The organism is Cedecea sp. NFIX57 (genome assembly GCF_900177785.1).
In the GTDB taxonomy this organism is placed as follows: Bacteria; Pseudomonadota; Gammaproteobacteria; order Enterobacterales; family Enterobacteriaceae; genus Cedecea; species Cedecea neteri_C.
On sequence record NZ_FXAS01000018.1, the window covers coordinates 94,066 to 112,438 of the forward strand.

Below are 18,373 nucleotides of genomic sequence, written 5' to 3' on the forward strand. Positions count from 1 at the left end.
CTTATGTCCTCCTGAAACATCGCTCGAAAGCGGGCTGTCTGGGGCTAATGGTTTTCTGCATATAAACGGTGATATGGCCTTTACCGAGATCTTTGCGGCTCACTGTTTCGAACCCCAGCGAGTGGTAGAGCTGAATCAGCCAGGGATGGCTCTCGGCGGTGCCCAGTGAATAAGCGGGGGCGCGCAGCTCCTGGTGCAGTACGGCCTGTTCAAGCCAGTCGAGTAGCTGAGCTCCAAGGCGCTGGCCTCTGAGGCGCGGGGCGGTAGCAAACCAGCCGATGTGCGGCAAACCAAACGGCCCCGGCAACGGCCCCCATGGGTAGCGGAGGGTGACCGAAGCGATAAGTTCGCCGTCGCGGAACATGCCATAAACGGCGTGGCTGTTGATGTGAGCCTGCATTTTTTCCGCATCGGCGCTGGCGGCATCGAACTTAATGCCCAGCTCGCGCGCGGAGGCATACGCCTCATGCACCAGTGGATAATAAATCGCGGTATCTTCAGCGGTTAACTGACGAAAGCTGTCGCTCATAACCTTGACTCCGGAACATCTTTTAGGGGGAAAAGCCTGCGACAGGTGACGCTATCGGCGGTCACTTTCTCTGTACCAGATACGGCTAAAATAACATTCCAGCTAAAATCCGGTGATAATGTAACGCTATATGCCAGCGCCAAAAGCTATATATCTCAGGCCATCTCCCAAAGAAAAAGGCTGCCTTATTGGGCAGCCTGGCAGCCTTTCTCGGTTTGTATGCCAGTTACTTCTGCTGAGTACCGTACTCGCTGCCGTTGACCCAGGCGTGATCTTTTTCCCAGGTAAACATCCATTTGCGTACCGGCCCCGCCATCACATTCAGGTAATAGCTATCGTACCCGGCCACCGTCGCCACCGGGTGATAGCCTTTCGGCACTTTGACCACGTCTTTGTCGTATACCGCCATGCACTCATCGAGCGCGCGGTCATCGGTATAAACGCGCTGCAGACAGAACCCCTGCGGTGGGTTGAGGCGGTGATAATAGGTCTCTTCAAGATAGGTTTCGTTGGGCGGATTATCGGTGTCGTGCTTGTGACTCGGGTACGAACTGGTGCAGCCCTCGTTGGTGTACACCTCCACCACCAGCAGACTGTCGGCGGGCTTATCCTCCGGCAGAATATTGTGGACATAGCGCTGATTGTGGCCTTTGCCGCGCGCCTCGGCATCAATATCCTGCGGGGCAATGAGTCGCGTGGCATAAGTCCCTTTACCTGGCGCGGAGCAAACAGCCAGCTCGAGCGCGGTGAGCGCCTGAACCGTAACCGGCTCACCGGATGTCACGTACACAGCCCAGGGTTTACGGCGTTCGAACGGGCTCATGCGGTCGCCTATTTCAGGGAAGCGGGCGAGCGGCGTGTCCACCGTCGCGCGTCCTGCGACCAGCACCAGGCAGCGCTCTTCCTCCACGGCGGGCAGTTCCAGAACCTGCCCTTCCTGAAGCTGATAAGCAGCAAATCCCACGTAGCCCCAGCCCGCGTTCTCCGGCGTGACGTGCTGCGTCTGCCCCTTCGCGTCTGGCTGCTGCCAGCGGGAAAGTAATTCGGCCATGCTCCCTCCTTAAATCAGCCCGGCTTCGCGAGCAAAACGGTTCAGGTTAGCGTAGCCCAAGCGCGCGTAGGTCATCGGGTGCGCCACCGCCGGATCCTGCTCGGCCTCAACCACCAGCCAGCCCTGATAGCCCTGCTTTTTCAGCAGCGCCATGATCGGCGGATAGTTCACACAGCCCTCGCCCGGCACGGTAAACACACCGCTCAGCACCGCATCCAGGAAGCTGGTTTTACGGTTTTTTACATCAGCCAGCACGCCAGCACGCACGTCTTTGCAGTGCACATGGTTAATACGCGAGATCCAGCGTTCAGCTACCGCCAGAGGATCGGCCCCCGCAAAGGTCAGGTGCCCGGTGTCCAGCAACAGCCCGACTTCCGTCCCGGTATGAACCATCAAATTATTCACGTCGTCCGCGCTCTCAATCACCGTCCCCATGTGGTGATGATAGGCAATTTGCACGCCCTGCTGCTGGGTATAACGGGCGAACGCGGTCAGCTTTTCGCCGTATTCCTGCCAGCGCTCGGCCGGGAATCTGGGCCGTAAATGCACCGGGGTTTGCTGCTCCCCGTGAATGCAGTGCGTGACTTCGGCAAACACCAGCACCTTCGCCCCCAGCTCGCGCAGCAGCGTCAGGTGCGGCTGCACGGCCTCGATTTCCTGCTCAACGGAGCGCTCAAGCAAGCGACCGGAATACCAGCCGGAGACCAGCTTCAAATCATGCTTATCGAGAATCGGTCCCAGCACGCCGGCCTCTCGCGGGAACTTATTCCCCAGTTCAAAACCTTCAAACCCGGCTTCTTTCCCTTCGCTCAGACAGGTTTCCAGCGGCGTGTCGGCGCCCAAAGAAGGCAGATCGTCATTGGTCCAGGTCAGCGGGTTAATGCCTAAATGCACGGTCATAATGCTCTCCTTATTGTTTATGCTGGCCGCGCTCGCGCCACAGGGCGATCAGCCGCAGGTAATTGTCACGGATGCGCGCCACCAGCTGCGCATCGTCGATATCGCGTTTTAACCAGGCCTGCGAGGCTTCGCCAAACAGCGTGCGCCCTACTGCAAAGCCTTTCACAATCGGGTAATCAGCAGCTGCGTTGAAGCCTTCACGCAGCACATCGACCGGTGCATCCAGGCCGAGGATCACCACGCCACGGCAGTGAGGATCCCGTTTCTCCACCAGCTCGCTCAGGGCCGCCCAGCCAGCGCTGCTCAGCGGCGGCAGCTTCCACCAGTCCGGGTAGATACCGAGGTTGTAAAAGCGGGAAACGGCTCTGAGATAAAGCTCGTCGCTGCGCGGCATATCCGCCGGGAGGATCACTTCCAGCAGCAGCTCGTGCCCCGACTGACAGCAGGCGCGATACACTTCCGCAACTTTCTGCTCCTGCTCCAGGCGCAGCGCGTGGGCATCTTCCGGGTGGAAAAAGACCAGGCACTTGACGATATGCTCCTGCGGCCAGCTAATCAGCTGCGAGCCGATGTTGCCGTGTTCCATTTCCAGCGGGCGTGATCCCGGCAGCTCAATCGGGCGGCCAATCCACCAGCCTTCACCGGTGATGGAATTCAGCGCGTCCTGGCCGAAGGTGCCGTCGCACAGCAGCCCGGCCTTGCCCTCCAGCTCGGCACGCTGAGCGGCTTCGCGGCTTGCCTGCAAAATTAACTGTTTCAACACCGGGATACGGCGTAAATCTGCGCCGCTTTTCAGCGCCATCTCTTCCAGTTGGCTGCGATGGTCGAACGCCATCACGCAGAGTTCCGGCCACTGCCGACGGCGGGTGGTGACGCGGTGCAGATGATTCAGGCGGGCGTCGAGATCCGGCCGAGGTACCTGATGCTCACGCGAAAGGTAATCATCCAGCTCGATTTTGCTCGGCATCGCCGGGGCGCAGCCGTGGCGTGAAACCACCAGCGCGCCGCAGGCATTGGCATAGCGGCAGGCCTGCTCCCAGCCTTCGTCATTGAGATAACCACGCAGCAACCCAGACATGAACGCATCCCCCGCGCCCAGCACGTTGAGCACTTCCACGCGCACGCCGCTGACGTTGATCCCGCCGTCCAGCGAGTCAGGAATCAGTCCGAGAAATACGGAACAGCCCTGCGCTCCACGCTTACAGACCAGCGTGGCTTCCGTGGTCTGCCGCACTTTTTTCAGCGCCGCCAGCGTGTCGGTTGATCCACCGGCAATGTGAAATTCTTCTTCGGTGCCGACAATCACATCAAAGAGATGCAGGACCGATTGCAGCTGGGTTGTGACCTGTTCAGCTTCAACAAAACGCGTTTCGCCGTCGCCAAGGGAAGTCAGCCCCCACAGCACCGGGCGGTAATCAATATCCAGCACGGTGCGCACATCATTCCGGCGGGCATAGCTCAGCGCGGTCAGCACCGCCTCACGGGTACGCGGGTTTGAGAGGTGCGTGCCGGTAATCGCCAGGCAGCGGGCGGAGGCAATGTACTCTTCGCTGAAATCGTTCGCCGTGATTGCCATATCTGCGCAGTTGTCACGGTAAAAAATCAGCGGGAAAGTGTCGCGATCTTTGATGCCCAGCAGCACCAGCGCCGTCAGCCGATCTTTGTCGGTGATTAAATGGCTGGTGTCGCAGCCAACCTGGCTAAGTTCTTCGCGCAGAAAGCGCCCCATGTGCTCGTCGCCAACGCGCGCCAGCATGGAAGATTTCAGCCCCTGGCGAGCGGTGCCGTAGGCTACATTGCCTGACGAGCCGCCAAGATAACGGGCGAAGCTGCTGGCATCTTCCAGCCGCGCGCCAATCTGCTGGCTGTAGAGATCTACCGCGACCCGCCCCATGCAAATCAGATCCAACTGCTTTTCTTTCATTCTTCGTCCTCAGACAATGTCAGATACGTTGATCCAGCGCCCCTGCTGGTGTGACAGGGCGATCGCGTCGAGAATGCGAGACACCTTCCAGCCTTCTTCAAAATCCGGCCACAGCGGGGCATCGGCGGCAATGCCGTCGATCAGATCGCGTACTTCCACCGTTTTTTGATCGTTAAAGCCTATGCCGTGCCCCGCGCCCATGCAGAACGAGCCGTAATCCGGGTGAGCCGGGCCAACCAGCAGCGTGCGGAACCCCTGGCGGCCTTCGGGATCGCTTTGCAGATAAAGTTTCAGCTCCGCCATGCGTTCCTGGGTAAAACTCAGCGCCCCTTTCGTGCCAGTGATCGTCCAGGTCAGCCCCATTTTTCTGCCGCTGGCGACGCGTGATGTTTCAATCACGCCCTGAGCACCACCTTCAAAGCGCACCATCGCGTGGGCCTGATCTTCATTTTCCACGGCGATCATCTCGCTGCTGCCAGCCGAAGCCGGGCGCTGCGGCACCACGATTTTCAGGTCGCCGCAGACTTCGCGGATATCGCCGACCAGGTACTGCGCCATATTGACGATGTGCGCCGCCAGATCCCCCAGCGCACCAAGCCCGGCGGTCTCCTTGAAGCAGTGCCAGTGGATCGGCGAAAGCGGATCGGCCATGTAGTCTTCGTTGTGGGTGCCGTAGAAGTGGATTACTTCCCCGATCTCACCGCGTGCAATGATCTGCTTTGCCAGCTGCGCCGTTGGGTTCTTCATGTAGTTGAAGCCGACTAGCGTTTTGACACCGGCCAGATCGGCAGCATCCACCATCAGGCGTGCGTCGCGGGCGTTCAGCGCCAGCGGCTTTTCCGAATAGACGTGCTTGCCGTGGCGAATCGCCTCCAGCGCCATCTCCTTATGCAGGTGGTTTGGGGAACAAATGTCCACCACGTCGATATTCGGGTCCGCCACCAGTTCGCGCCAGTCGCCGGTGGAGCGATTAAACCCAAACGCGGCGGCGCGCTTCGCCGCCAGTTCCGGCGTGACTTCCGCTACCATTTCGCGAACCAGTTCGCCCTGCAGGTCAAAGACCGTCGGCGCCTGCGCGTAGGCGATGGCGTGAGCTTTGCCGATGTAGCCGGTACCGATTAAACCAATTCTGACCTTTTTCATGTGTTGTTCCTGAAGTCGTGACCAGCCTTTGTACCCTCACCCCAGCCCTCTCCCTGAGAGGGAGAGGGTTAGGGTGAGGGAAAATCCTTACAGCGCGCCGCGGCGGTTCTTGGCGTAGGTATCGAACGCCACCGCCAGCACGATAATCAGCCCGGTAATGATCTGCTGGTAGTAAGCCGACACGTTCATCAGCACCAGGCCATTAATCAGGATCCCCATGATGATGGCGCCGATGATCGTGCCGCTGATCCGCCCGTAGCCGCCCATCAGCGATGTCCCGCCGATCACCACCGAGGCGATCACGCGCAACTCAAAGGAGATCCCCGCCACCGCTTCGGCGCTGCCCAATCGGGCGCTGAGCACAAAGCCAGCCAGCCCGGCAAGACAGCCAATAACCACGTACACGCTAACCAGCACGCGCTTCACGTTAACCCCGGCGAGGCGAGCCGCTTCCGGGTTGCCGCCGATGGCATACACAAAGCGCCCCCAGCGAGTTTTGTGCAGTGCCAGATAACCCAGAATCGAGACAATGGCGAAGATCCAGATAGGAACAGAGATGCCGAGCATTTCGCCGCGTCCCCACCAGCGGTAGCCCGCGTCAAACCCGGCGATGGGCGCACCGTCGTTGATCACCAGCGTCAGGCCGCGCCAGATGGTCATCCCGCCCAGCGTGACGATGAACGGCGGCAGACGCAGACGAGTGACGCCCAGGCCGTGCAGGAAGCCTATCAGCGTGCCGAGCGCCAGGCAGATCCCCAGCCCCAGCAGCCAGCTAAAACCGCCCCAGGCGTTCGGATCGACGGTGGTAAAGTTATCGCCCTTGATCACGTAGGCTGCGGTCATCGCACACACGGCCAGGATCGACCCCACCGACAGATCGATACCCGCCGTAAGAATGACAAAGGTCATGCCCACCGCGATGATCCCGTAGATTGAAACCTCGGTCAGGATGTTGAAAATATTGCGTTCGGACAGGAAGTTGCTGTTCTGTGACTGGAAGAAGATCAGCAACAAGAACATGAAGATCAGCACCCCGAAGCGCTCGAAGAAAGCGATCGGATCGAAGCGCGAGGCGCTTTTTGCCGGAGTCTGGGTTTTGGTAATCATCTGCGTCATGGGCTCCCCCGTTATGCGGCGCTTAAGGCGCTATGGTTGATGGCCATCAGAGTCATCAGCCGTTCTTCATTGGCTTCATCGCCGTGTAGTTCGCCGGTCACTCGCCCTTCGCTGAGGGTAATGATCCGATCCGACACCGCGAGAATCTCCGGCAGGTCGGAAGAAATCACGATCACCGCCACGCCTCGCTTAGCCATATCAAACAGCACCTGATGCACTTCCGATTTAGTCCCTACGTCAATGCCGCGAGTCGGCTCGTCGACGATCAGCACCCTTGGATTCAGCGCCATACAGCGCGCCAGGATCACTTTTTGCTGGTTCCCGCCGGAGAGCTTGCGTACCTCCTGCTCGGCGTTAACCATTTTGATTTGCAGCGCCTGCCGGTAGGACTCAATCAGCGCATCTTCTTTGCGCGGGCTGACGAAATAGCGCCAGGTGAGCAGCGACGAAAGGCTGGAGAGCGAAAGGTTGTCGCGGATCGACAGACCCAGCACCGCCCCTTCTTTTTTACGATCTTCCGGCACCAGCGCGATCCCCTGGTCCAGGGCATGCATCGGGTTTTGCGGTCGGTAAGGTTTGCCGTCCAGCTCGAAGCTGCCGGTGGTGAATTTGTCTGCGCCAAACAGACAGCGAGCAACCTCGGTACGCCCGGCGCCTACCAGCCCGGCGATGCCCAGCACTTCTCCGGCGTGGACGTGAAAACTGATGTCTTTCAACGCAATGCCGTGTGGATCAAGCGGCGGTTTTTCACGGCTCAGCCCCTTCACCGCCAGGCGGATGGGCTTGTCTGCATGGTGCGTAAGGCTGGCATCGCGGCGGTTAAACACCACATCGCGGCCGACCATCAGGCGGATAATTTGCTCCACGTTGGTGCCCGCCACGTCGCCGGAGCCGGTATAGCGGCCATCCTGGAACACGGTGAAACGGTCACAAAGCTGGAAGACTTCATGCAGGCGATGGGTCACATAAATAATGCTGACGCCGCGGCCTTTCAGCTCGCGCACCACGCGGTGCAGGCTCTCAACTTCACTGTCGCTCAGGGCTGCGGAAGGCTCATCCATAATGATCAGCCGGGCATTCAGCGTCAGCGCCCTGGCAATCTCCACCATCTGCTGCTGGGCCACGCTCAGGCGGGCCACGGCAGTCGTCGGCGCGACGTTGAGCTGCAAATAATCCAGAATGACCTGCGCTTCCTGGTTCACCGCTTTGCTGTCGACAATCAGGTTGCGGCGACGCGGCTCGCGGCCAAGAAACATGTTTTCCGCCACCGTCATATTGGGCAGCAGGTTAAATTCCTGATAAATCGTGATAATGCCTTTGTTCTGGCGCGCTACCGGCGAGTCATCCGCCGAAAGCGTTTCACCGTTAAACCAGATCTCACCGCGCGTTTGCGGCTGCGCCCCGGCCAACGCCTTCAGCAGCGTGGATTTTCCCGCGCCGTTTTCCCCCAGCAGGGCATGGATTTCCCCCTGCCCAACGCTGAGCTGTGCGCTGCTCAACGCCCAGACGCCGGAGAAACTTTTCGCCAGGTCGGTCACTTTCAGTAAAGGTTGCGACATCAGACTGCTCCTCTGTTGCGCCCGCCCGCAGGCGGACGGGCACGTTCAGATTTATTTGCCGGCTTCGCCGATACGCTCTGCTTGATCGAGGTTATCTTTGGTGATCATCGTGGGCGCGTAATCTGCCCCGGTGATCGCCTTCTTCTCACGAATGTTGGCCACCAGCTGGCTCATCGCCGTTTTCACCGCAAAACCAGGGCGCTGATCGGCAGTTGCCGCCATCCAGCCGTCACGCACGCGAGCCAGCGCTTCCGGTACTGCGTCAAAGCCGGTCACCAGCACTTCACCCGGCTTCATGCCCTGGCCCTGCAGCGCTTCAATCGCACCCAGCGCCATATCGTCGTTAGCGGAGAGGATCACCTGAGGCTTTTTCGGCAGCGATGGCAGGACGCTTTCAACGATGCGCATACCTTCAGAACGCATCCAGTTCCCGGTTTGATCGGCGACGATCTTATATTTGTCGCCCCCGGCTTTCAGGCCGTCGCGGATCCCTTTGGTACGTTCGATATTGGAGGAGGAGCCAGGCTGCCCGGTCAGCAGCACAATGTCCGCGCCGTCAGGGAATTTGGCTTTCACAAAATCAGCTACGGCCTGGCCACCTTTGTAGTTGTTGGCACCAAAGTGCGGTACCGGCTTGTCGCTGGCAACCGAGCGGTCGAGCGTTACCACCGGCAGCTTGGCATCCTGAATTTCCCCTACCGCACTCGACACGGCGTTAACGTCGTTTGGCGAAACGATAAACCCCTGAGCGCCACGCGTGATGGCGTTTTCCAGGTCTGCGACCTGCTTAGGCGAGCTGCCCTGGCTGTCGAGAACCTGTAGCTTGACGCCCATCTCTTTGGCGGCCTGCACGGCGGTGCGCTGCATATGCACTTCAAACGGCATCGCAAGGTTTGGGGTGCTAAAAACAATCTGTTCGTTTTCGGCCAGCGCCGGCGCCGTGGTCAGGGCGATGAGGGCGGCGAGGATCAGCTTTTTCATTGTTATCTCTCTTCTATGTGTAGGGTCTTCGGAGGTTACAAAGCAACTTCGCGCTGGCTACGCAGTGACTCCAGCGCCTTGTCGGCCAGGTACAGGGCGCGTTCACCGTCATCGCCGCTGCACTCGGGTTTGGCCTCGCCGCGCAGGACGGCAACAAAGTGCTGCCATTCGGCGGCATAGGCATCTTTGTAGCGCTGGAGGAAAAAGTGTTCTGGCAACGCGCTGGTGTTCCCGCCGTCGCCAAAGAATTGAACCTGGTTTTCCAGGATATTGCCGGCGGTCAGCAGGCCCTTAGCGCCATGCAGCTCCAGGCGCTGGTCGTAGCCATAGGCCGAGCGGCGGCTGTTGACGATGGTCGCCAGCGCTCCGGAGGCATATTTCAGGACGATAAAAGCGGTATCGATGTCGCCCGCTTCGCCAATCGCCGGATCCACCAGGTTGCTGCCCTGGGCATACACGGTCACCGGCTCTTCGCCCATGATGAAGCGAGCCATATCAAAGTCGTGGATGGTCATGTCGCGGAACATGCCGCCGGAGACACGCACATATTCAGCCGGCGGCGGCGATGGATCGCGGGAGATAATCACCAGCGATTCCGGCGTGCCGATGCGCCCCTGCAGCGCTTCGTTTTTCAGTTTGCGGAACTGCGGATCAAAGCGACGATTAAAGCCGATAAACAGCGGCACATTATGTGCTTTCACCACTTTCAGGCAGTCGCGCACACGGGCCAGATCCAAATGCACCGGCTTTTCGCAGAAGATTGCTTTGCCATGTTTGGCGGCAAGCTCAATCAGGTCGGCGTGAGTGTCGGTCGCCGAGGCGATCAGCACCGCATGAACCTCCGGGTCGCTCATCGCCTGGGCAACGCTCTGCTGGCGCGCCTGGTATTTTTCAGCAATGCGCGCGGCGTTTTCTGCATTAGGATCGACAACGGACCAGAGGGTGGAATGGGGATGGGCGGCAATATTGGCGGCGTGGATTTGGCCGATACGGCCCGCGCCCAGTAAAGCAATGTTAAACATGGCGGCTCCCGAAAGTGGTGTTGCAGTAGGATCATGAGCCGGGTCTTCCGGCTTTCACATGCAGCTGAATAACGACGCCTTAAATAAAACATTTATTTCATTTTAATGCAGAGTGAAAGTTTCATTTTTGCGCAGAGGTTAACATTTTGATAATTTATCGGCTGTATTTTGTTAGCAGAATCACAACGCCGAATGAATTAAAACCTGAACAGAGAAGGGACTTGAGAGGGAGAGTGCACCCATGCTGCAGCGCAAGAAGAGAAGAAAGCAAAAATGAAATAAACATTCCGCCAGATAGTCCAGCGGAATGCTAAAGGGTCAGTACTGACGGGCGTTTTTAAGCTTAGTGGCGGTTTGTTCAGCGGCATCAGCCACCGCGCTCGAGCGAGAAACCTGAGCATCGCCGGTGCGCCACCAGGCTTCGTAGTCGTGGGTCATGGTTTTAGGCAGCACTTTGATATCCAGCAGCGTCGGCCCCGGCTCCTGACGAGATGCCTCCAGCGCGGCAAGCAGCTCCGCCTCGCTATTAACCCGCCAGGCTTTGCAGCCGTAGCTTTCGGCGTTTTGGGCAAAATCCACCTTCACCAGCGGGCCATCCAGCCTGCCGCTTTGCGGATTTCGATGACGGTTTTCGGTACCAAAACTGCCCATGCCGTGCCCCATCTGCAGGTTATTGATGCAGCCGAACCCGGCGTTATCGAACAGCAGAATGGTGACTTTGATCCCTTCCTGTACGGCAGTTTGCAGCTCGGAATGCAGCATCAGGTAAGAACCATCCCCCACCATCGCGTACACCGGCTGCTCCGGCTTCGCGAGCTTTGCTCCCACCGCCGCGGCTATCTCGTACCCCATGCAGGAATAGCCGTATTCCAGGTGATAGCTGTCCGGCGTTTTTACCTGCCACAGGCGCTGTAAATCCCCCGGCAGCGACCCCGCCGCGCCCACCACGATAGCGTCATCTTCAATGTGCTGATTTACCAGGCCCAGCACGCGGGTTTGGGTCAAAAATGTGCCTAATTCACGGCTGTATTCCTGCAACGTTTCGTCCAGATGGCCCGCCACTTCCGGGGCTTCTCCCGCCTGCCATTGCCGCGTCCACAGCCGTTGGCATTCCTCGTGCCAGGCGGCTTTCGCGTGCGCGGCCTCGTTTTGCCAGGCGGCGTGATAGCCAGCCTGATGCAACCCGGCAGTCAACTGCTCAAGCCCAATCCGGGCATCGGCCACCAGCGGCGTGGCGTCCAGTTTGAGGGCATCAAATTCGGCCACATTCAGCAGCAGGTAATCAGCCTCAGGTGAAAACAGTGATTTAGAGCCGGTGGTAAAGTCGGTCAGCCGGGTGCCCACGCCGATGATTAAGTCCGCCTGTGGGGCCAGCAGGTTAGCCGCCAGGCCGCCCGTCACACCGAGGCCTCCCAGATTAAGTGAGTGCTCGCTTACAATTGCACCTTTCCCGGCCTGCGTTTCGGCAAACGGCAGCCCGAAGCGTTCCACAAAAGCCTGAAATGCCCGATGCGCGCCGGAATAGCGAACCCCTCCACCGCAAATAACCAGCGGACGACGCTTTGTAGCAATAAGCTTTAGCGCGGCCTGCAGCCGGTTTTCATCCGGCGGACGCCGCGCGATATGATGTACCCGCCGGGCAAAGAAGCTTTTCGGGTAATCCCAGGCTTCGCCCTGCACATCCTGCGGCAGGCAAATCGTTACCGCGCCAGTCTCAGCGGGGTTAGTAAGTACTCGCATGGCGCTCATCATGGCGCTCATCAGCTGTTCGGGGCGGTTGATTCTGTCCCAGTAGCGGGACACCGGCCGGAAGCAGTCGTTGGTGCTAATGCTCAGGTCATGAAACTGCTCAATTTGCTGGAGCACCGGGTCCGGCTGCCGGCTGGCATAGATGTCGCCGGGCAAGAGCAGCAGCGGAATGCGGTTGGCGGTGGCCGTTGCGGCGGCAGTCACCATATTGGCGGCTCCCGGACCCACGGAGGAGGTCACGGCATAAATCCTCTGCCGCCGGTGCTGCTTGGCGAAGCCGGTGGCGATATGCGCCATCCCCTGCTCGTTGCAGCCCTGATGCACCTTCAGGTGCCCGGGGTCCTCCTCGAGCGCCTGCCCAAGGCCGAGCACGTTGCCGTGCCCGAAAATGGTCATTACGCCTTCTATAAACGGCTGCTCCTGCCCGTCAATGTCTACGTACTGCTGGTTTAAAAACCTGACCAGTGCCTGCGCCATGGTCATGCGTTGTGTGGTCATCTTTCCTCCCCTTAGCCCAGCGTCGGCATTGAGAATGCAGATCCTTGCTGATGGCTGGTTTCCGGCCAGCGGGCGGTGACGGTTTTCATCCGCGTGTAGAAACGCACGCCGTCACTGCCGTGCACGTTCAGCGGCCCGAAGATAGAACGCTTCCAGCCACCAAAGCTGTGGAAAGCCATTGGCACCGGAATGGGCACGTTTACGCCAACCATGCCCACCAGGACGTCTTCAGTAAAGCGCCTGGCTGTGCCGCCGTCACGGGTGAAAATCGCCGTGCCGTTGCCGTATTCGTGTTTATTGATCAGATCCAGCGCGCTGGTGTAATCCGGCACACGCACCACGCTCAGCACCGGGCCGAAGATCTCTTCTTTATAAATGGTCATCTCAGGCGTGACATGATCAAACAGCGTAGGGCCAACAAAATAGCCGCCTTCGTGGCCTGCCAGCCTGAGGCCCCGGCCATCCACGCGCAGCGTCGCGCCCTGCTGCTCTCCGCTATCAATATAGCCCAGCACTTTGGCCCGGTGGGGCGCGGAAATGAGCGGCCCCATTTCGTTTTCCGGCTCCTGCCCAAGGCCCGGCCCCACACGCAGGGTAGCAAGCTGTTTTTCCAGCCCCGCGCACAGCGCATCTGCAGTTTCATCCCCCACGGCGACCACCACCGAAAGCGCCATGCAGCGTTCCCCCGCGGCACCAAAAGCCGCCCCCATAATGGCGTTGGTTGCCATGTCCAGATCGGCATCCGGCATCAAAATGCAGTGGTTTTTCGCCCCGCCCAGCGCCTGGCAGCGCTTACCCTGGGCAGAAGCGGTCTGGTAAATGTATTCGGCAATCGGCGTCGAGCCGACAAAGCTGACGGCCTGCACCCTTGGGTCAGTCAGCAATACGTCCACGGCTTCTTTATCGCCCTGCACCACGTTGAACACGCCGTCCGGCAGCCCGGCCTCTTTCAGCAACTGCGCCAGCCGCAGCGACAGCGACGGATCTTTTTCTGACGGCTTGAGCACAAAGGTATTGCCGGTCGCCAGCGCGATGGGGAACATCCACATCGGCACCATTGCCGGGAAATTAAACGGCGTGATCCCCGCACAGACGCCAAGCGGCTGCATCAGAGAATGGCTGTCCACGCCCGTTCCCACGTTGGCCGAATGCTCGCCCTTTTGCAGATGCGGGATGCCGCAGGCGAACTCCACCACTTCAAGGCCGCGGGTCAGCTCGCCCACCGCGTCAGAATAGACTTTGCCGTGCTCTTCGCTAATAAGCTTCGCCAGGCTGTCCATGTGTTCCTCAAGCAGGCTTTTAAAGCGGAACATCACGCGGGCACGCTTGAGCGGAGACTGGCGAGCCCAGCCCGGAAACGCCTGCTGGGCGGCAGCAATGGCCTGCTCCGTCTGCCTGGCCGTGCTCATGGTGACCTGGCGGATCTGCGCGCCAGTCGCCGGGTTGAAGATCGCCTGTACTCGCTGGCCTTCGCCCGCGACGCATTCACCGTGGATAAAATTCGCTACCGTCTCCATCTCTGGCCTCTTGCTGTTAGGGTTGTCTCCCGAACACTGTATATGAAACAAACATTCCATTTTAAGTTGAAATAAAATAAATGTTGATTATTGTGATCAACACTTCGTTTTTATGTTAACCCGCAGAATGAGGTGCAAAGACTGAGACGTCAGCGGCGTTTCAGCCTCCGCCAGTTTTGGTGCATCTGTTTCATTTTTGCCGGGACTACGCTTAAATACGTTTCAGCGAATACTTTTGAGGATGGCAAATTGACCACGGCGACAACCCTGAGCGAACTCCAGCAGCAGATCCGCGACCGCTATGACAGCCTGAGCAAAAGGCTGCAGCAGGTTTCCCGCTACGTGCTGGATAACACCAACAGCGTGGCATTTGATACCGTGGCCGCCATTGCCGAGCGGGCGGAGGTGCCGCCCTCTACGCTTATCCGTTTTGCCAATGCCTTTGATTTCAGCGGGTTCAACGAGATGAAACAGCTGTTTCGCATGAATCTGGTGGAAGAGACAGCAAGCTATACCGACCGGGCGAGGCTGTTCCGCGAGCTGGGCAGCGAAGCCGTGCCGGAAACGCCGCTGGATATTTTGCAGGAGTTTGCCCGCTCAAATGCTCAGGCCCTGCAGCAGCTGGCCGCCCGTACCGAACCGGACATGCTGCAGCGTGCCGTGGAACTGCTTGCCGAAGCAGACACGATCTACGTTGTTGGCCTGCGTCGCTCCTTTAGCGTGGCGGCCTATCTGACCTATGCCCTGAGCCATCTGGATTGCCGCGCTGTGCTGCTGGACGGGCTTGGCGGGATGCTGCGTGAGCAGGTCAACCGGGTGAAAGCGAAAGATATTGTGGTGTCGATAAGCTTCTCTCCGTATGCCGAAGAGACGCTGATGGTCAGCGAAATTGCCGCCCAGGCGGGGGCCCGTCAGATAGTGATCACCGACAGCCAGATTAGCCCGTTTGCCACGTTTAGCGATCTCTGTTTTGTGGTGAAAGAGGCGCAGGTAGACGCTTTCCGCTCGCAGTCCGCCACGCTTTGCCTGGTACAGTCGCTGATGGTGGCGCTCGCGTATTACCAGGGCACGCCGCACAGCGCGCTCTCGCCGGAGGCCTGATTTTCGGATTGCCGAATGTCTCCGCAGGGTTAAGATGGAAACAACGTTTCAAAAAATAACTCTGACCCTAAGGAGACACCATGCCCTACGAAGCCAGCCCGTCGCGTTATCAATCCATGCAGTATCGCTTCTGCGGCCAGAGCGGCCTGCAGCTGCCTGCGCTTTCTCTCGGTTTGTGGCACAGTTTTGGCGGCGTAAGCCCGCTGGAGTCCCAGCGCGATCTGCTGCGCACCGCGTTCGATCTTGGCATTACGCATTTCGATCTGGCGAATAACTACGGGCCGCCTCCGGGCTCAGCGGAAGAAAACTTTGGCCGCCTGCTGAAACAGGATTTTAGCGGCTATCGCGACGAGCTGATTATCGCCACCAAAGCGGGGTATGACATGTGGCCAGGCCCTTATGGCTCTGGCGGCTCACGCAAGTACCTGCTGGCGAGTTTGGATCAGAGCCTGAAGCGTATGGGGCTGGAGTACGTTGATATTTTCTATTCCCATCGCGTGGATGAGAGAACGCCGATGGAAGAAACGGCCAGCGCCCTGGCACATGCGGTGCAAAGCGGCAAAGCGCTTTATGTCGGGATCTCCTCTTACTCCGCCGAAAGAACGCAAAAAATGGCCGATCTGCTGCGGGAATGGAAAATTCCGCTGCTTATTCACCAGCCCTCCTACAACCTGTTAAACCGCTGGGTCGATAAAAGCGGCCTGCTGGACACGCTGCAGCGCAACGGCAGCGGCTGCATCGCCTTTACCCCGCTCGCCCAGGGCCTGTTGACCGGCAAATACCTGAACGGCATCCCGGAAGGCTCAAGGATGCAGGTGGAAGGCAATAAAATCCGCGGGCTGAATGAAAAGATGCTGACTGAGGCTAATCTCAGCAGCCTGCGCTTGCTCAACGAGATGGCGCTGCAGCGTGGCCAGACGATGGCGCAGATGGCGCTGAGCTGGCTGCTGAAAGACGAACGCGTCACCTCAGTGCTGATCGGTGCGAGCCGGCCAGAACAGCTAAAAGAGAATGTGAAAGCGCTGGAGAACCTCAACTTTACGGCAGAAGAGCTGGAGAGAATTGACCGCCACGTCGCCGATGGTGAGCTAAATCTGTGGCAGGCATCGTCCGACAAATAAAAGCAAAAGCCCCTGTTTAAAAGGGGCTTAATATTTAATACTTGGCGCTGCGGGAGAGCTTGTCGAGATAGCCCATCACAAACGCCGACAGCACAAACGTCAGGTGGATGATCACATACCACATCAGTTTGTTGTCCGGCACGTTTTTAGCGTCCATAAAAATACGCAGCAGATGGATGGACGAGATCGCCACGATGGATGCCGCGACTTTATTCTTCAGCGAACCGGAGTCCATTTTCCCCAGCCAGCTCAGTTTCTCTTTGCCTTCGTAAATATCCAGCGTCGAGACAAAGTTCTCATAGCCAGAAAACATCACCATCACCAGCAGGCCGCCGACCAGCGCCATATCCACCAGCGAGAGCAGCGTCAGAATTAAGTCTGCTTCCGCAATCGAGAAGATATTCGGGAGAACGTGAATGATCTCCTGGAAAAATTTCACCGTCAGCGCAAGCAGGGCCAGAGATAACCCGAAGTAAACCGGAGCCAGAAGCCAGCGCGAGGCGTACATCGCATTCTCAATAAAACGTTCCATAATGTCCTGTCTGGAAATATCAAAAGAGCGCCATTATAGCGAATTCCGGCGTTTAAGAGTGACCTGCATTGCAGACCTTAAACACTTTTCAGGTCGATCTCCGGGCGCTGATACTGCGGCCATACCAGCGCCACCAGTGCAGGGTAAGCGTCGCGGCTAAACTCGTTAAAACACTGGCGCAGGTTCAGCACTTCAATATCTGACAATGGCACCTCCTCACCGTCGGCACAGCGTTTTTTAATGTTGTCATAATATTTATATACCGCCGAATTTAAATCACTGCAGCGGCGCTGAGCGCTAAATAAAACCGGCTGAGACGTCAGTTCATCGATACGCATTTTTTTAATGGTGGCGTGAGTAAAATCAATATACTCACTGTTAATACGCCAATAATAGCTGGGCGTAATTTTAGACATCAGCATGCCGAAATAATCTTCCCGCTCTTCACTGGAGGTGATGGGTTGTATTTCACCCGAAGCACGATTTTTTTTATTATTTGAGGTGCTAAACTCTTTGCGCATAATCAGCACGGCACATAACAAAATCAAAATTGTGACAATAGAATAAAATATGCTGTGCATAAGAAACTCCTGTTTTTTTTATTTTTGAATTGAGGCATCATATCGCGAATCTCTGAACCTGAATATTGAACCGATTTCAAAGGATCACATTCGATGCTGCCTGAACACTTCTTACCACGGCGCTATCCCGTTGCTGCACCGTCAACGCTCCCTGCAGAAGTTGAAAATAGTACCACGCCGGAAGTCGTTCAGGACAAGATTTTAACGCTGGAAAAAAACATCCTGAGCGGCAGTCATTATGCCGGGCAGGCCAAAAACCGCCTGCTTGAAGAAACCGATCGTCATATTAAAGAGCGGCTGCTGTGCGCGGTTCGGATAGAGGCGTTACACGCCCTGATTGGCGAACTGGTTGAAAAAGAACTTATTAGTGCCGCCGATTTGCAGATGCTTATCGAAGACAAAACCGCCTGGGTGAGTAGCAAGGAACAGGAAATTTGGGTTAATCAAATGACTCAAGAAAAGCCCTGGCCATTATGCTATTCAATTGAGGAGTAGTGCTATGGCAGAACCTATAAAAAAACAGCCAGTGTTAATTAGCGCCGATGAAAATAAAGACCATGAATTTACGTTAAGTAAAAATATAGCAATTCTGATTCGCCTTAAGAACGAAAACATCACCCGTAATACGCAGGAAGTCACGGATATTACTTCGGCACTTATCGACCTGAAATGGATGAACCGCCGTGAGATTTTCCCGTGGCGCGCTAAAGAAGAAGTGTATGGTGCGGTGCTGGAAGAGATCCTTAACCATCATCCGAAGCTTAAAGAACAGATTCTGAAACGGCTGGAAGGGCATTATCAGCGCCTGAAAGAGCAGGAAGCGCAGACGCTGTCGATGACCCGCGGTCTGGCAGAGAAGACCTGGAAGAGTTCTACGCTGTGATCTAATCCCTAAAGCAGTGCAAATGCTTTTCGCTATGCTGGATGAATATTCCGTTCACCCGTCGATCTGTTTCCCCTTGTATGTTTAAAGTCACTTCAGTTACCCGCCGTCAGGCGGGTACACTGTCAAAGCGTTTGACCTGATGCCACAGCCCGTTTCCCCTCTG

At 57.6% G+C, this 18,373-nt stretch carries 17 protein-coding genes; 4 read left to right on the forward strand and 13 right to left on the reverse strand.

The genetic code is table 11. The annotated features are described in order from the left end of the window. Position 1 precedes the first annotated feature (1 nt). The 11 genes from B9Y90_RS16480 to B9Y90_RS16530 form a co-directional block, all read right to left on the reverse strand. Positions 2-529 (reverse strand): GNAT family N-acetyltransferase, encoded by a 528-nt coding sequence (locus B9Y90_RS16480; protein ID WP_085541906.1) that lies wholly within the window; start codon positions 527-529, stop codon positions 2-4. 226 nt (positions 530-755) lie between these two features. Then, on the reverse strand, positions 756-1,580 hold the full coding sequence (gene iolB, locus B9Y90_RS16485; protein WP_085541907.1) for a 5-deoxy-glucuronate isomerase: 825 nt from the start codon (positions 1,578-1,580) through the stop codon (positions 756-758). A 9-nt stretch (positions 1,581-1,589) separates the two neighbouring features. Next, positions 1,590-2,480 (reverse strand): myo-inosose-2 dehydratase, encoded by an 891-nt coding sequence (iolE, locus tag B9Y90_RS16490; protein ID WP_085541908.1) that lies wholly within the window; start codon positions 2,478-2,480, stop codon positions 1,590-1,592. A gap of 10 nt (positions 2,481-2,490) precedes the next feature. Continuing rightward, the gene (locus tag B9Y90_RS16495; RefSeq protein ID WP_085541909.1) at positions 2,491-4,404 is read right to left on the reverse strand and encodes a bifunctional 5-dehydro-2-deoxygluconokinase/5-dehydro-2-deoxyphosphogluconate aldolase; all 1,914 of its coding nucleotides are present in this window, start codon (positions 4,402-4,404) and stop codon (positions 2,491-2,493) included. A gap of 9 nt (positions 4,405-4,413) precedes the next feature. After that, a complete protein-coding gene (locus B9Y90_RS16500; RefSeq protein ID WP_085541910.1) occupies positions 4,414-5,547 on the reverse strand; it encodes a Gfo/Idh/MocA family protein in 1,134 nt (377 codons plus the stop codon). Between the two features lie 87 nt (positions 5,548-5,634). Next, complete coding sequence (locus B9Y90_RS16505; RefSeq protein WP_085541911.1) at positions 5,635-6,663, reverse strand: ABC transporter permease; 1,029 nt, start codon at positions 6,661-6,663, stop codon at positions 5,635-5,637. Between the two features lie 11 nt (positions 6,664-6,674). Continuing rightward, positions 6,675-8,222: a sugar ABC transporter ATP-binding protein gene (locus tag B9Y90_RS16510; protein ID WP_008457024.1), complete on the reverse strand. Its 1,548-nt coding sequence runs from the start codon at positions 8,220-8,222 to the stop codon at positions 6,675-6,677. A gap of 51 nt (positions 8,223-8,273) precedes the next feature. Then, entirely contained in the window at positions 8,274-9,203 is a 930-nt protein-coding gene (locus B9Y90_RS16515; protein WP_039287700.1) for a sugar ABC transporter substrate-binding protein, read from the reverse strand. A gap of 35 nt (positions 9,204-9,238) precedes the next feature. Continuing rightward, positions 9,239-10,225 carry an inositol 2-dehydrogenase gene (iolG, locus tag B9Y90_RS16520; protein ID WP_085541912.1) on the reverse strand — a complete coding sequence of 329 codons (987 nt, stop codon included), beginning with the start codon at positions 10,223-10,225 and terminating at the stop codon, positions 9,239-9,241. Between the two features lie 318 nt (positions 10,226-10,543). Next, positions 10,544-12,472 carry a 3D-(3,5/4)-trihydroxycyclohexane-1,2-dione acylhydrolase (decyclizing) gene (gene iolD / locus B9Y90_RS16525; RefSeq protein ID WP_085541913.1) on the reverse strand — a complete coding sequence of 643 codons (1,929 nt, stop codon included), beginning with the start codon at positions 12,470-12,472 and terminating at the stop codon, positions 10,544-10,546. An 11-nt stretch (positions 12,473-12,483) separates the two neighbouring features. After that, positions 12,484-13,989 (reverse strand): CoA-acylating methylmalonate-semialdehyde dehydrogenase, encoded by a 1,506-nt coding sequence (locus tag B9Y90_RS16530; protein WP_085541914.1) that lies wholly within the window; start codon positions 13,987-13,989, stop codon positions 12,484-12,486. Between the two features lie 249 nt (positions 13,990-14,238). Between B9Y90_RS16530 and B9Y90_RS16535 the strand changes: the two genes are divergently transcribed. Together B9Y90_RS16535 and mgrA are read left to right on the forward strand one after the other, a co-directional pair. Further along, positions 14,239-15,090, forward strand: coding sequence for a MurR/RpiR family transcriptional regulator (locus tag B9Y90_RS16535; RefSeq protein WP_085541915.1), 852 nt, complete (start codon positions 14,239-14,241; stop codon positions 15,088-15,090). Between the two features lie 80 nt (positions 15,091-15,170). After that, complete coding sequence (gene mgrA / locus B9Y90_RS16540) at positions 15,171-16,211, forward strand: L-glyceraldehyde 3-phosphate reductase (RefSeq protein WP_085541916.1); 1,041 nt, start codon at positions 15,171-15,173, stop codon at positions 16,209-16,211. A gap of 34 nt (positions 16,212-16,245) precedes the next feature. Here mgrA and B9Y90_RS16545 read toward each other — a convergent pair whose 3' ends face one another. Together B9Y90_RS16545 and B9Y90_RS16550 are read right to left on the reverse strand one after the other, a co-directional pair. Further along, positions 16,246-16,743: a TIGR00645 family protein gene (locus tag B9Y90_RS16545; protein ID WP_039287718.1), complete on the reverse strand. Its 498-nt coding sequence runs from the start codon at positions 16,741-16,743 to the stop codon at positions 16,246-16,248. A 77-nt stretch (positions 16,744-16,820) separates the two neighbouring features. Continuing rightward, on the reverse strand, positions 16,821-17,324 hold the full coding sequence (locus tag B9Y90_RS16550) for an ESA_00282 family adhesion-associated protein (RefSeq protein ID WP_085541917.1): 504 nt from the start codon (positions 17,322-17,324) through the stop codon (positions 16,821-16,823). Between the two features lie 93 nt (positions 17,325-17,417). Here B9Y90_RS16550 and B9Y90_RS16555 point away from each other — a divergent pair, with 93 nt between their 5' ends. Together B9Y90_RS16555 and B9Y90_RS16560 are read left to right on the forward strand one after the other, a co-directional pair. Then, positions 17,418-17,819, forward strand: coding sequence for a hypothetical protein (locus B9Y90_RS16555; protein ID WP_085541918.1), 402 nt, complete (start codon positions 17,418-17,420; stop codon positions 17,817-17,819). A 4-nt stretch (positions 17,820-17,823) separates the two neighbouring features. Further along, positions 17,824-18,207 (forward strand): cytoplasmic protein, encoded by a 384-nt coding sequence (locus tag B9Y90_RS16560; RefSeq protein WP_085541919.1) that lies wholly within the window; start codon positions 17,824-17,826, stop codon positions 18,205-18,207. Positions 18,208-18,373 lie beyond the last annotated feature (166 nt).

What these genes read in the sequence shown, in the direction of transcription:
- mgrA (WP_085541916.1), top strand. Translation starts at nt 15,171, where the DNA reads ATGCCCTACGAAGCCAGCCCGTCGCGTTATCAATCCATGCAGTATCGC.
- B9Y90_RS16545 (WP_039287718.1), bottom strand. Translation starts at nt 16,743, where the DNA reads ATGGAACGTTTTATTGAGAATGCGATGTACGCCTCGCGCTGGCTTCTG.
- B9Y90_RS16515 (WP_039287700.1), bottom strand. Translation starts at nt 9,203, where the DNA reads ATGAAAAAGCTGATCCTCGCCGCCCTCATCGCCCTGACCACGGCGCCG.
- iolB (WP_085541907.1), bottom strand. Translation starts at nt 1,580, where the DNA reads ATGGCCGAATTACTTTCCCGCTGGCAGCAGCCAGACGCGAAGGGGCAG.
- B9Y90_RS16510 (WP_008457024.1), bottom strand. Translation starts at nt 8,222, where the DNA reads ATGTCGCAACCTTTACTGAAAGTGACCGACCTGGCGAAAAGTTTCTCC.
- B9Y90_RS16505 (WP_085541911.1), bottom strand. Translation starts at nt 6,663, where the DNA reads ATGACGCAGATGATTACCAAAACCCAGACTCCGGCAAAAAGCGCCTCG.
- B9Y90_RS16560 (WP_085541919.1), top strand. Translation starts at nt 17,824, where the DNA reads ATGGCAGAACCTATAAAAAAACAGCCAGTGTTAATTAGCGCCGATGAA.
- iolE (WP_085541908.1), bottom strand. Translation starts at nt 2,480, where the DNA reads ATGACCGTGCATTTAGGCATTAACCCGCTGACCTGGACCAATGACGAT.
- iolG (WP_085541912.1), bottom strand. Translation starts at nt 10,225, where the DNA reads ATGTTTAACATTGCTTTACTGGGCGCGGGCCGTATCGGCCAAATCCAC.
- B9Y90_RS16495 (WP_085541909.1), bottom strand. Translation starts at nt 4,404, where the DNA reads ATGAAAGAAAAGCAGTTGGATCTGATTTGCATGGGGCGGGTCGCGGTA.
- B9Y90_RS16530 (WP_085541914.1), bottom strand. Translation starts at nt 13,989, where the DNA reads ATGGAGACGGTAGCGAATTTTATCCACGGTGAATGCGTCGCGGGCGAA.
- B9Y90_RS16480 (WP_085541906.1), bottom strand. Translation starts at nt 529, where the DNA reads ATGAGCGACAGCTTTCGTCAGTTAACCGCTGAAGATACCGCGATTTAT.
- iolD (WP_085541913.1), bottom strand. Translation starts at nt 12,472, where the DNA reads ATGACCACACAACGCATGACCATGGCGCAGGCACTGGTCAGGTTTTTA.
- B9Y90_RS16555 (WP_085541918.1), top strand. Translation starts at nt 17,418, where the DNA reads ATGCTGCCTGAACACTTCTTACCACGGCGCTATCCCGTTGCTGCACCG.
- B9Y90_RS16500 (WP_085541910.1), bottom strand. Translation starts at nt 5,547, where the DNA reads ATGAAAAAGGTCAGAATTGGTTTAATCGGTACCGGCTACATCGGCAAA.
- B9Y90_RS16550 (WP_085541917.1), bottom strand. Translation starts at nt 17,324, where the DNA reads ATGCACAGCATATTTTATTCTATTGTCACAATTTTGATTTTGTTATGT.